Consider the following 12,559-nt stretch of genomic DNA (forward strand, 5'->3'; position numbering starts at 1 on the left):
ATTGGTATCATATGCGTTTGACGCAAGAGCCGAATTAGCTTACAAGGTTTAGCGATTTTTGATTTATGGGCCTGGTTTTGGCTTGAGAGAATGCATTTAACCCGTTTTTTATCGTGCGCAACCGGCGTAGCCGATGCAGTGACATCGGGCTGATAAATGAAGCGGACTGAACGCGTAACAATGAGTACGCAATGGGCAAGGTCAATTTAATCGGTTGCCAAAACACCTTCAGTGTTGAGATAATTTTCTTCTGACTCTCGCACTATCGCTCATGAGGTTTCAGTTCATGTCCTGTCCGGTTGGACGGGGTATCATTAACGAATTGTCTTAGTAATACCGAAAAAATGGCAGAGAAACGCAATATCTTTCTGGTTGGGCCTATGGGTGCCGGCAAAAGCACTATTGGGCGTCAGTTAGCTCAGCAACTCAATATGGAATTTTTCGATTCCGATCAAGAAATTGAGCGACGTACCGGAGCGGATGTGGGCTGGGTGTTCGACGTCGAAGGCGAAGAAGGCTTCCGCGATCGCGAAGAAAAAATCATCAACGAACTGACTGAGAAGCAGGGCATTGTGCTGGCTACCGGTGGCGGTTCAGTTAAATCACGCGAAACGCGCAATCGGCTTTCTGCTCGCGGCGTAGTGGTGTATCTGGAAACAACCATCGAAAAGCAGCTTGCCCGTACGCAGCGTGATAAGAAACGGCCATTACTGCAGGTGGAGTCTCCGCCGCGTGAAGTGCTGGAAGAGCTGGCTAACGAACGCAATCCGCTTTATGACGAGATTGCTGACGTGACGATTCGTACCGATGACCAGAGCGCCAAAGTGGTCGCGAATCAGATTATCAATATGTTGGAAAAAAGCTGAAGACGGCTTAAACCCGTTCGCGGGCCAAAGTAAAAAGGTGATACCGCTTCATGGAGAAGATTACCGTCACTTTGGGGGAGCGAAGTTACCCCATTACCATTGATGCTGGATTGTTTACCAATCCGGCTTCCTTTTGGCCGCTGCAGGCGGGCGACAGGGCTATGGTCGTCACCAATCAGACGCTGGCTCCGCGCTATCTTGCCCCGCTGTGTAACCTGCTTGAAAAGGCTGGCGTAAAGGTGGATCAGGTTATTCTCCCCGATGGCGAACAGTACAAAACGCTGGCAGTGATGGATCAGGTATTCACCGCGCTGCTGGAAAAAAACCACGGGCGTGATTCCACTTTGATTGCCCTGGGCGGCGGAGTGATTGGCGATCTGACCGGTTTTGCGGCTGCCAGCTATCAGCGCGGCGTTCGCTTTATTCAGGTTCCGACCACGCTGCTCTCTCAGGTCGACTCCTCTGTTGGCGGCAAAACCGCCGTCAATCATCCGCTCGGCAAAAATATGATCGGCGCTTTTTATCAGCCGGCTTCCGTTGTTATTGATATCGACTGCCTGCGCAGCCTGCCGCCGCGTGAGCTGGCATCAGGCCTGGCCGAAGTTATCAAATACGGCATTATTCTTGACGCTGAGTTTTTCAACTGGCTTGAAGAAAACCTGGATGCGCTGCTGACGCTGGACAGCAGGGCGCTGGCTTACTGTATCCGCCGCTGCTGTGAGCTAAAAGCAGAGGTGGTGGCCGCCGACGAACATGAGCACGGACAGCGTGCCTTGCTCAACCTCGGACATACCTTTGGACATGCCATCGAAGCCCATATGGGCTACGGTAACTGGTTGCACGGTGAAGCCGTTGCCGCCGGGATGGTGATGGCCGCCCGCACCGCAGAGCGCCTGGGTCAGTTTTCCACTGCAGATACCGACCGGATCATTGCTCTGCTCAGTCGTGCCGGCCTGCCGGTAACGGGGCCGGAGAGCATGGCGACTACCGACTATATGCCACATATGCTACGTGATAAGAAAGTGCTGGCGGGTGAACTTCGTCTGGTGCTACCGCTGGCTTTAGGCCGTGCGGAAGTGCGCAGTGGAGTGAGCCACGATCGGGTTCTTGCTGCGATTAATGATTGTCAGAATTCAGCTATCTGAAGAGTTTGACTGGGTTTCGACCCGACGTGATATTTAAGTTTATCGCCGTTCATAGGGTAGTGAACCGCGTCGCCGCGCTACTGGAGGAGGTTATATGGACGATTTTAAACCGGAAGACGAACTAAAGCCTGACACCAGCGACCGCCCCACGCAGCGGTCTCGCAAACGATCTGCCGCCCCTAAGGCACCGGTTTCACGTCAGCATATGATGATGGGGATCGGTATTCTGGTTTTACTGCTGCTGGTGATTGGCATTGGATCTGCGCTGAACTCGCCTAAAGAGGGCGGCAATCAGCATGCGCAGCAGCCAGCGACATCAGGATCGCAGCCTGGCACCCCGGGCAGCGGCGGTGATAAAAACATCGACCTCTCGGGCTCTTCCTCCATGAGCGGCCAGTCTGGCACGCCTGCGCCCGATGCAGCAAACACCAGTGCGGCTAACACCAGTGCAGCGGACAGCAATGCGGCGGTAGCCCCGGGTCAGCCAGCGACAGCCAACGGACCACAGGAGATCAGCGCACCGCCGGTCTCTTCAACGCCCACTCAGGCACAACAGACGCAAACGCCACCAAACCAGCAGCGTGTAGAGCTGCCGGGCGATCTCAACAGCGCCCTGGCGAATCAGCAGGGCCAGGTGGATGCCGCGACGCAGGATTCGCAGAACAACGGTAGCTCTCTGCCAACCACAGCGGCTACGGTCGCTGGCGGCCAGGTCTCGCACCCGGCCGTGAGCCAGCCCGCTCAGCCACGTCATGTACCGACGCATGTAAACAAACCTGCGGCAGTGCATCACCGGCCAGAAAGCAAACCGGTTGCCAGAGAGAGTAAGCCGCACGAGGCGGCGCCGCGTCATAGCGTTTCGGAAACGCCTAAGGCGACCGCAGCGCATCCGGCAGCCTCAACGTCAACGCCTGGCGGCAACTATACGCTTCAGCTGAGCAGCGCATCACGCGCCGATTCGTTGAATGCCTGGGCGAAAAAGCAGAATCTCAGCGGCTACCACGTCTATAAAACGACGCGTAACGGTCAGCCGTGGTTTGTCCTGGTCAGCGGCTCATATGCCACACCAGCGGAAGCTAAACGGGCAGTAGCTTCACTGCCAGCCGAGGTGCGCGCCGGTAACCCCTGGGTCAAGCCGGTGAGTCAGGTGAAGAAAGAGTCGCAGAATTAGCCTCGGGATACCCGATTTTAAGTTGAAGTGAGTCAGCGCGCAGAGATGCGCGCTGATGAATTAAAGCGCAGATATGCTGTCGGTGTAACCGCAGCCAGAAGAGTAATTGTAATAAACGACGGCATGAAAAAAAATCGCGCTTTTTTAAAATGGGCGGGGGGAAAATTCCCGCTTCTTGATGATATACAACGTCATCTCCCCGACGGAGACTGTCTGGTTGAGCCTTTTGTCGGTGCGGGATCCGTATTCCTTAACACCCACTTTCCGCGCTATATCCTGGCCGATATCAACAGCGACCTGATTAACCTCTACGATATCGTCAAAACTCGTGCGGGTGAATTTGTCGCCGATGCCCGCCAGCTGTTTACCCCTGAATCAAACGATGCTGAATTCTACTATGCACGTCGTCTGGAGTTTAACCGCTGTCAGGATCCCTATCGCCGTGGTGTGTTGTTTTTGTATCTGAATCGACACTGCTACAACGGGCTGTGCCGCTATAATCTGAGCGGCGAGTTTAACGTGCCCTTTGGCCGCTATCGCAAACCCTATTTCCCCGAGGATGAGCTTTACTGGTTTTCAGAGCGTGCGCAAAATGCGACCTTTGTCTGTGAATCGTACGATGTTACTCTTAGTCGGGCGCCTCAGGGTTCGGTGGTGTACTGCGATCCTCCTTATGCGCCGCTGTCGGCCACGGCGAACTTTACCGCTTATCACACCAACAGCTTCAGCATGCAGCAGCAGGCGCATCTGGCGGAGCTGGCCAATAAGCTATCTTTTGAGAGCCGTATTCCAGTACTGATCTCTAATCACGATACTCCAATGACCAGACTTTGGTATCAGGCCGCCGAGCTGCATAAAATCAAGGCCCGGCGATCTATTAGCCGCAATGGCGCCGGTCGTAATCAAGTGGATGAACTGCTGGCGCTGTTTGTCAGCGGCTGACCTTAACTGCTGTACGTGCCTGCCAACGGGCGCGTGAAATGGGAGAAACGGATGAAACAGTTTTTACTCGCCCCCTCAATTCTGTCTGCCGATTTTGCCCGCCTGGGTGAAGACACGGCGAAAGTGCTGGCAGCCGGTGGAGACGTTGTGCATTTCGATGTGATGGATAACCATTACGTGCCCAACCTGACTATGGGACCAATGGTGCTGAAAGCGCTGCGCGATTACGGTATCACGGCCCCTATCGACGTGCATATGATGGTGAAGCCGGTCGATCGTCTGATCCCGGATTTTGCTAATGCCGGTGCCAGCTATATCACCTTCCATCCTGAAGCTTCCGAGCACCTCGATCGTTCTCTGCAACTGATTAAAGAGCACGGCTGTAAAGCCGGGCTGGTGTTCAATCCGGCCACGCCGCTCAGCTACCTTGATTATGTTATGGATAAAGTCGACGTCATTTTGCTGATGTCGGTCAATCCGGGTTTCGGTGGCCAGTCCTTTATCCCCGGTACGCTGAATAAGCTGCGGCAGGTACGCCGCCTGATCGATCAAAGCGGCTATGACATTCGGCTGGAAGTCGACGGTGGCGTAAAGGTTGAAAACATTGCTGAGATCGCTGCGGCGGGCGCGGATATGTTTGTTGCCGGATCGGCCATTTTTGGTCAGCCGGATTACAAAAAAGTCATTGATAACATGCGTAACGAACTGGAGAAATCACGTCATGGCTCATTTCACTAACGTTCGCGCGCTGGCCTTTGATCTGGACGGGACGCTGACGGACAGTGCTCCCGGACTTGCCTACGCGGTTGACGCTGCGCTGACTGCACTTAATTTACCCGCCGCGGGCGTGGAAAGGGTGTCCACGTGGATTGGTAACGGGGCCGATGTGCTGATTGAGCGCGCATTAACCTGGGCGCTGGGGCATCAGCCGGAAAGCGCCGTCATTGCCGACGCGCGCGTTCTGCTCGACAGGCACTATGCCACGACCATTGAGAGCGGCAGTAAGCTGTTCCCCGGCGTGAAAGAGGGCCTGGCCGCGCTGGCGGAAAAAGGCCTGCCGATGGCGATCGTGACGAATAAGCCGACGCCATTTGTTAAGCCCCTACTGACGTCGCTCGGCATTGCTGACTACTTTAGCCTGATTATTGGCGGTGACGATGTTGCGGCGAAAAAACCGCATCCGGCCCCGCTGTTTCTGGTGCTAGGCAAGTTTGGCCTGCTGCCTGCGGAACTGGTCTTTATTGGCGATTCACGCAACGATATTCACGCAGCCCAGGCCGCCGGGTGTCCCAGCGTTGGCATGACCTGGGGCTACAACTACGGCGAGCCGATAGCAACCGCGCATCCTACCGTGGTACTTGACCATTTTAACGATTTGTTGCCCACGCTAGGGCTGTAATTATCAGGACGAAAAAACATGAGCAAACCCATCGTATTTAGCGGCGCACAGCCTTCCGGCGAACTGACCATCGGTAACTATATGGGGGCGCTGCGTCAGTGGGTCAATATGCAGGACGACTACCACTGTATCTACTGTATTGTCGATTTACACGCCATCACCGTCAGGCAGGATCCGGCCGCGCTGCGTAAGGCGACTCTGGACACGCTGGCGCTTTACCTCGCCTGCGGTATCGACCCGAAAAAAAGCACTATTTTTGTGCAGTCACACGTCCCTGAACACACTCAGTTGAGCTGGATCCTGAACTGCTACACCTATTTTGGCGAGCTTAGTCGCATGACCCAGTTTAAGGATAAGTCGACGCGCTATGAAGAAAATATCAACGCCGGACTGTTTGACTATCCGGTGCTGATGGCCGCCGATATTCTGCTTTATCAGACCGCGCAGGTGCCGGTCGGGGAAGATCAGAAGCAGCATCTCGAGCTGAGCCGCGATGTTGCCTCACGTTTTAATGCGCTTTACGGCGACGTTTTCCGGGTACCTGAGCCGTTTATTCCGACTTCTGGCGCGCGCGTGATGTCGCTGCTCGAGCCGACTAAAAAGATGTCTAAATCTGACGATAATCGCAACAACGTCATCGGTCTGCTGGAAGATCCTAAGTCGGTTGTGAAGAAGATTAAACGTGCGATGACCGACGGCGATGAGCCGCCGGTGGTGCGCTATGACGTGAAAAACAAGGCGGGCGTTTCTAACCTGCTGGACATCCTGTCCGGCGTAACCGGTAAGAGCATCCCCGAGCTTGAACAGCAGTTTGCAGGCCAGATGTATGGCCACCTGAAGGGCGCCGTGGCTGATGCCGTTTCAGAGATGCTTGGCGATCTCCAGGCGCGATACCATGAGTTCCGCAATGACGAAGCCCTGCTGGAACAGATTATGCGTGACGGCGCGGCGAAAGCCCGGGCGCAGGCGCAGGAAACGCTGAAGAAGGTATATGAAGCCGTCGGCTTTGTTGCTCAGCCATAATCCTGCCCTCCGGCCAGCAGCAGAATGCACGCTGCTGGCCAGTCCTCCCCCTGCGTATCTTCTCAATCCCCCGCGTATTTTGTGCAGGCTGAACCTCTCACGCGTATGTATAAATATCTGCCGCGCAGTGTGTGCAGGCTGGTCCTCTCTCGCGTAGGTATAAATTTCTGTCGCACAGTTTGTGCAGGCTGGTCTTCTCCCGCATGCGTATAAACATTTCCCACGCGGTATAAGCAGGCGACCTGGCGGCTAAAACCAGCTGAGCCTTTCGCGCAAACTGACGACCTCACCCACGATAATCAGCGCGGGGCTGCTGACGCGGCAGGCCAGTGAGTCCAGTTCAGATAGCATACCGCTGATGACGCGCTGCTGAGGAGACGTCCCGTTTTCCACCAGCGCCACCGGCATAGCCGCCGCCATCCCGTTTTCGATCAGTCGCTGGCGGATCTCTCCTGCCTGAGACAGCCCCATGTAAAACACCAGGGTCTGCTGACCCGCGGCCAGATTATGCCAGTCCAGCGTGCCGTCAGCCTGCACGTGGCCGGTAATCAGCCGGACGCTTTGTGCAAGGTCACGGTGGGTAAGGGGAATGCCGCTATAGGCGGAACAGCCTGAGGCGGCGGTAATACCGGGCACCACGGAAAAGGGGATATTCGCCTGCCGCAGCGCCTCTAGTTCCTCGGCACCGCGGCCAAATATAAAGGGGTCGCCGCCCTTCAGGCGGACCACCCGCTTGCCCTGCTGCGCCAGTTGTACCAGTAGCAGATTAATTTCTTCCTGTGGAACGCAGTGGCTGCCCGCGCGTTTGCCCACAAACAGGCGTTCCGCATCGCGCCTGATAAGCTCAAGGACTCCCTCTGAGACCAGTCGGTCGTAGACCACGATATCCGCCTGCTGGATCTGTTGCAGGCCTTTCAGCGTCAGTAAGCCTGCGTCTCCCGGGCCTGCGCCCACCAGCACCACTTCGCCCCGGTGCTCCGGCGGCTGCTGAAAAAGCGCCTCGGTGAGCTGTTCCGTGCAGGATACGTCGCCGCTTGCCAGCGACTGCGCCAGCCTGTTATGGCTGAAAAGCTTCTCCCAGAAGCGTCTGCGCTGCCCCATCTCACTGAACTGCCGTTTAACCCGCTGGCGAAGCAAACCGGCATGATCTGCTATTTTCCCCAGATGCTGGGGCAGCAGAGATTCAATTTTTTCACGCAGCAGGCGGGCCATCACCGGTGCGCGTCCGCCGCTGGAGATCGCAATCATCAGCGGCGAACGATCGACCACGGAGGGCATAATGGCGCTGGCCTGATCGGGCGCGTCAACAACGTTGCAGAATATCCGTCTGCTTTCTGCGCTGGCGTTCACCCGTTGATTAACGCCGGCGCTGTCGGTTGCAGCAATGGCCAGCCAGCAGTCATCCAGCATGGCAGGCGTGAAGGCGCCTTCTATAAGCCTCAGTTTGCCCGCCTGCTGCCAGTGGTGAAATTGTGGGGAGAAGGCGGGGGCGCAGACCCGCAGGTCGGCACCGGCCTTCAACAGGAGTCGGGCTTTCCGTTCGGCGACCTCACCGCCGCCCACCAGCAGGCAGCCCCTGCCGCGAAGCTGGCAAAAAAGGGGAAAATAATCCATTCAGACGACGACCTCGACGAAGCCATCACGCACGCGGGCGGGCCATGATGCAATTGAGCGGCTTTCATCTTCCATACAGAGGCCATCACTCAGCCGGAACCGCTGCTTCTTAAGCGGGCTGGCTACCCACAGCGCCTGCTGGTGTTCAGCGATAATGCCGCGTGACAGTACGCTGGCGTTGGCAAAGGGATCAATGTTGCTGAGGGCGAAAACCTCATCGTCCGGGCGGGGACGAAAGAGGGCGATCTGTTGCTCGCCGACCCGCGCGCAGACGCCAGTTGCGGGGAGAATTTGTTCCAGTTCACAAATGCGGTGCCACTGACTCATAGCTTTTCCTCCAGAACCCTGACCGGCAAGCGCTCTTCCGCCCGCGCCGGCCGGTGCTGGTCACGTTCGGCGATGACCTGAACCAGCGGGTCACGGCTGCCATCATTGATAAAGTGTGCGAAGCGGCTATGCTGGCTGACATCGTCGACCGTTTCTTTCCATTCACAGCGGAAACCGGCACGTAGCTGGCTCATTTCGGCTTCCAGCTGGGCATTAAGCCCCAGGCTGTCGTGGATAATCACCTGTTTCAGGTAGTCGATCCCACCCTCCAGGCTCTCCAGCCACAGGGAGGTACGCTGTAATTTATCGGCGGTGCGGATATAGAACAGCATAAAACGGTCGAGATAGCGGATGAGCGTGGCGCTATCCAGATCGGCTGCCAGCAAATCAGCATGGCGTGGCTTCATACCGCCGTTCCCGCAGAGATAGAGGTTCCAGCCCTTCTCGGTGGCAATGATCCCCACGTCTTTGGCCTGCGCCTCGGCGCACTCGCGGGTGCAGCCCGAGACGCCAAACTTCATTTTATGCGGCGTACGAATGCCCTTATAGCGGTTTTCCAGTTCTACGCCGAGGCTGAGGCTGTCGCCAACGCCAAAGCGGCACCAGCTGTTGCCAACGCAGGTTTTCGCCATGCGCAGGGCCTTGGCGTAGGCGTGGCCGGTTTCAAACCCGGCGGCAATCAGTTCAGACCAGATGGCGGGCAGATCGTCCTTTTGTGCGCCGAACAGACCGATACGCTGCGAGCCGGTAATTTTGCTGTAGAGGCGGTAGCGTCGGCCAATTTCGCCGATGGCGATCAGCCCCTCAGGCGTGATTTCGCCCCCCGGGGAGCGCGGGATCACCGAATAGGTCCCATCCTTCTGGATGTTGCCGAGGAAGATATCGTTACTGTCCTGGAGCGGCGTGTGCTGCGGAGTGAGCACGTATTCATTCCAGCATGACGCCAGCAGTGATGCGACCGTCGGTTTACATATCTCGCAGCCGTAACCGCTGCCGTGGCTGGCCAGCAGCTGCCCGAAGGTCCTGATCTCCTCCAGGCGGATCAGGTGGTAGAGTTCCTGCCGGGAGTAGGGGAAATGCTCGCAAAGGTGATGACTGACCGCGATCCCCTGCTGGCTCAGTTCGGCATTTAGCACCTGAGTAATTAGCGGCACACAGCCACCGCAGCCGCTCCCCGCTTTGGTTTCCGCCTTGAGCGCGGCAAGGGTATGACAGCCCCGCTTAATGGCCTGTACCAGCGCGCCTTTAGTCACGTCGAAGCAGGAGCAAATTTGTGCCGTGTCCGGCAGTGATTCCACCCCGGTAGCCGGTTTATCGCCCGCCCCGGCTGGCAGGATCAGCGCCGCAGGATTTTCCGGTAGGGGAATGCCATTAAGCATTAGCTGAAGCAGATTACCATAGTCGGCGGTATCCCCCACCAACACCGCCCCGAGCAGCGTTTTGTTATCCGCGCTGACCACCAGTCGCTTATAGATTTGCTGATGTTCATCAAGCCAGATATAGCTTCTTGCGCCTGCCGTCCGTCCGCGCGTATCGCCAATCCCCCCCACTTCAACGCCCAGGAGCTTCAGCTTCGCGCTCATGTCCGCGCCGGTAAAAGCGCTGCTGTTGCCCAGCAAGCCTTCACAAACCACCTGCGCCATTTTATAGCCGGGCGCAACAAGGCCAAAGGCACGACCCTGCCAGGCGGCACATTCGCCAATGGCATAAATATCGCCATCGGAGGTGACGCACTGGTCGTCAATCATAAAGCCGCCGCGCGGTGCCAGCGCCAAATCACAGCTTTTGGCCAGCGCGTCCTGCGGGCGAATACCGGTAGAGAAGACGATAAAATCCACCTCCAGCGCGCTGTCGTCACCGAATAGCAGCCTTTTGCCGCCTGCTGGCGTATCAAGGATTTCGCGGGTACTTTTGCCGGTATGAACGTGAACGCCCATCGCCTCAATTTTTTCGCGCAGCAGTGCGCCCCCGAGGGGATCGAGCTGCTCGGCCATTAGCACCGGCGCATACTCAATCACATGGGTTTCAATCCCGAGATCACGCAGAGCACCCGCCGCTTCCAGCCCCAGCAGGCCACCGCCCACGACGGCACCGCGCTGACTTTGGCGGGCGCGCGCCTCAATGGCATTCAGATCGTCGATAGTACGGTAGACGTAACAGTCTTTGCCGCTGGCTCCCTGTATTGGCGGAACCCAGGGGCGGGATCCGGTCGCCAGCACCAGCTTATCGTAGTGCACTTCGCGGCCTGCGCTGGAACGGACGATTTTCCTTTCACGGTCAATCTGGATGACGCACTCCTCCAGCAGCAGGTCAATATCGTGCTGCTGGTAAAACCCTTCGCGAACCAGCGACAGCGCGTCAACGGTATGATGGGTGAAATAGGCTGAGAGATGGACCCGATCGTAAGCGACCCAGGGTTCTTCACAAAAAACGGTAATAGCAAACTGGCCTGGTGCGGCTTTCTCTGCCAGCGCTTCAATCAGGCGGTGGCCAACCATGCCGTTGCCAATGATGACGAGTCGGGTGCGCATTTTTGCCTCACATTGCAAACGAATGCCGCTACCTTAGCGTGCTAAAAAGCGCGCTTATTGATGCATATCAATCCGTTTTCCAAATACCTCTTAATAGGTATGCCAATGATTTGATGGGTTTTTTTATAAGTTAGCGGAATCCTTCGGGTTTATGTGACTTCCCTGCGAGGGTGGGGCGAACGCTGGCTGTGCATAGTGTGGAATCAGTGATAGGGTTAAAACTGTGATTGCTGACCCCGGGAGTACATCAATGCAGGCTGTTAATTTGAAAAGAATAAACCATGTCCGACTGCCCTGGCGCGATGGACTCTGGCAAATCGAAATTCAGGACGGCAACATTGCACGTATTGCGCCGCAGGCCCGATGTGCCCCGCATCCGGAAGCGCTGGATGCCGAAGGCGGGCTGGCTTTCCCCCCCTTTATCGAACCCCACATTCATCTTGATACCACGCAAACGGCGGGAGAACCTGCCTGGAATCAGTCAGGTACGCTGTTTGAGGGGATTGAACGCTGGGCGGAGCGAAAGGCGCTGCTGAGCCATGAGGATGTCAAACAGCGCGCGCTTCAGACGCTAAAGTGGCAGATCGCCAACGGTATCCAGCATGTCCGCACCCACGTCGATGTCTCGGATCCCAGCCTCACCGCACTGAAGGCGATGCTTGAGGTCAGGCAGGAGATGGCCCCCTGGGTGGATATTCAGATTGTGGCTTTCCCTCAGGAAGGCATTCTCTCCTATCCCAACGGCGAGGCGCTGCTTGAGGAGGCCCTGCGACTGGGGGCAGATGTGGTGGGTGCCATTCCTCACTTCGAGTTCACCCGTGAATATGGCGTGGAGTCACTGCATAAAACCTTCGCGCTGGCACAAAAGTATCAGCGCATGGTGGATGTTCACTGCGATGAAATCGACGATGAGCAGTCCCGCTTCGTCGAAACCGTTGCGGCACTGGCGCTTAAGGAGAAGATGGGGGAGAGGGTGACGGCCAGTCATACCACCGCGATGCACTCCTACAATGGTGCCTATACTTCGCGTCTGTTCCGCCTGCTGAAGCTGTCAGGCATCAATTTCGTCGCCAATCCGCTGGTGAATATCCATTTGCAGGGCCGCTTTGATAGCTATCCGAAGCGCCGCGGCATTACGCGGGTGAAGGAGATGCTGGAGGCCGATATTAACGTCTGCTTCGGGCACGATGATGTGTTTGACCCCTGGTATCCGCTGGGAACCGCCAACATGCTCCAGGTGCTGCATATGGGACTGCACGTCTGTCAGCTTATGGGCTACGCGCAAATTGATGCCGGTATCAATCTCATTACCCATAACAGCGCCAGAACGCTACAGCTGAAGGATTATGGTATTCAAAGCGGTAACAGTGCCAATATGGTGATCCTCCCGGCAGAGAGTGGCTTTGACGCACTGCGTCGTCAGGTTGCGGTACGCTATTCCATTCGACAGGGAAAAGTCATTGCTGAAACGAAGCCGGCACAGACCACGATTCACCTCGGGGAGAGTGAGCAGGTGGATTTCCGTCGCTGAGCATCGACGA

The 12,559-nt window shown here is 56.6% G+C and carries 11 protein-coding genes; 8 read left to right on the top strand and 3 right to left on the bottom strand.

Annotated elements, in window-relative coordinates; translation table 11 throughout:
- Nucleotides 1-344 precede the first annotated feature (344 nt).
- The 7 genes from aroK (at nucleotide 345) to trpS (ending at nucleotide 6,546) form a co-directional block, all read left to right on the top strand.
- The gene (gene aroK, locus A1830_RS18990; RefSeq protein ID WP_067709862.1) at nucleotides 345-866 is read left to right on the top strand and encodes a shikimate kinase AroK; all 522 of its coding nucleotides are present in this window, start codon (nucleotides 345-347) and stop codon (nucleotides 864-866) included.
- A 50-nt stretch (nucleotides 867-916) separates the two neighbouring features.
- Complete coding sequence (aroB, locus tag A1830_RS18995; RefSeq protein ID WP_067709863.1) at nucleotides 917-2,011, top strand: 3-dehydroquinate synthase; 1,095 nt, start codon at nucleotides 917-919, stop codon at nucleotides 2,009-2,011.
- A 94-nt stretch (nucleotides 2,012-2,105) separates the two neighbouring features.
- The gene (locus tag A1830_RS19000) at nucleotides 2,106-3,182 is read left to right on the top strand and encodes an SPOR domain-containing protein (protein ID WP_067709864.1); all 1,077 of its coding nucleotides are present in this window, start codon (nucleotides 2,106-2,108) and stop codon (nucleotides 3,180-3,182) included.
- Nucleotides 3,183-3,305: 123 nt separating this feature from the next.
- Nucleotides 3,306-4,124: an adenine-specific DNA-methyltransferase gene (dam, locus tag A1830_RS19005; protein WP_067709865.1), complete on the top strand. Its 819-nt coding sequence runs from the start codon at nucleotides 3,306-3,308 to the stop codon at nucleotides 4,122-4,124.
- Nucleotides 4,125-4,175: 51 nt separating this feature from the next.
- Nucleotides 4,176-4,862: a ribulose-phosphate 3-epimerase gene (rpe, locus tag A1830_RS19010; protein WP_067709866.1), complete on the top strand. Its 687-nt coding sequence runs from the start codon at nucleotides 4,176-4,178 to the stop codon at nucleotides 4,860-4,862.
- The gene (locus tag A1830_RS19015; protein WP_067709867.1) at nucleotides 4,846-5,523 is read left to right on the top strand and encodes a phosphoglycolate phosphatase; all 678 of its coding nucleotides are present in this window, start codon (nucleotides 4,846-4,848) and stop codon (nucleotides 5,521-5,523) included. The genes rpe and A1830_RS19015 overlap by 17 nt, the downstream gene beginning before the upstream one ends.
- A gap of 18 nt (nucleotides 5,524-5,541) precedes the next feature.
- Nucleotides 5,542-6,546, top strand: a complete 1,005-nt coding sequence (gene trpS / locus A1830_RS19020; protein ID WP_067709869.1) for a tryptophan--tRNA ligase — start codon at nucleotides 5,542-5,544, stop codon at nucleotides 6,544-6,546.
- Between the two features lie 249 nt (nucleotides 6,547-6,795).
- Here the strand turns inward: trpS and cysG are convergent, their stop codons facing one another.
- From cysG to nirB, 3 genes are read right to left on the bottom strand one after another with little or no spacing between them, the layout of a single operon-like run.
- The gene (gene cysG, locus A1830_RS19025; RefSeq protein ID WP_067709871.1) at nucleotides 6,796-8,160 is read right to left on the bottom strand and encodes a siroheme synthase CysG; all 1,365 of its coding nucleotides are present in this window, start codon (nucleotides 8,158-8,160) and stop codon (nucleotides 6,796-6,798) included.
- Nucleotides 8,161-8,487, bottom strand: coding sequence for a nitrite reductase small subunit NirD (gene nirD, locus A1830_RS19030; protein WP_067709873.1), 327 nt, complete (start codon nucleotides 8,485-8,487; stop codon nucleotides 8,161-8,163).
- On the bottom strand, nucleotides 8,484-11,018 hold the full coding sequence (gene nirB / locus A1830_RS19035; RefSeq protein WP_067709881.1) for a nitrite reductase large subunit NirB: 2,535 nt from the start codon (nucleotides 11,016-11,018) through the stop codon (nucleotides 8,484-8,486). The genes nirD and nirB overlap by 4 nt, the downstream gene beginning before the upstream one ends.
- A 250-nt stretch (nucleotides 11,019-11,268) precedes the next feature.
- Here nirB and A1830_RS19040 point away from each other — a divergent pair, with 250 nt between their 5' ends.
- Nucleotides 11,269-12,549 carry a cytosine deaminase gene (locus A1830_RS19040; RefSeq protein WP_067709882.1) on the top strand — a complete coding sequence of 427 codons (1,281 nt, stop codon included), beginning with the start codon at nucleotides 11,269-11,271 and terminating at the stop codon, nucleotides 12,547-12,549.
- Nucleotides 12,550-12,559: the final 10 nt, after the last annotated feature.

It is taken from the genome of Erwinia sp. ErVv1 (assembly GCF_900068895.1).
In the GTDB taxonomy this organism is placed as follows: domain Bacteria; phylum Pseudomonadota; class Gammaproteobacteria; order Enterobacterales; family Enterobacteriaceae; genus Erwinia.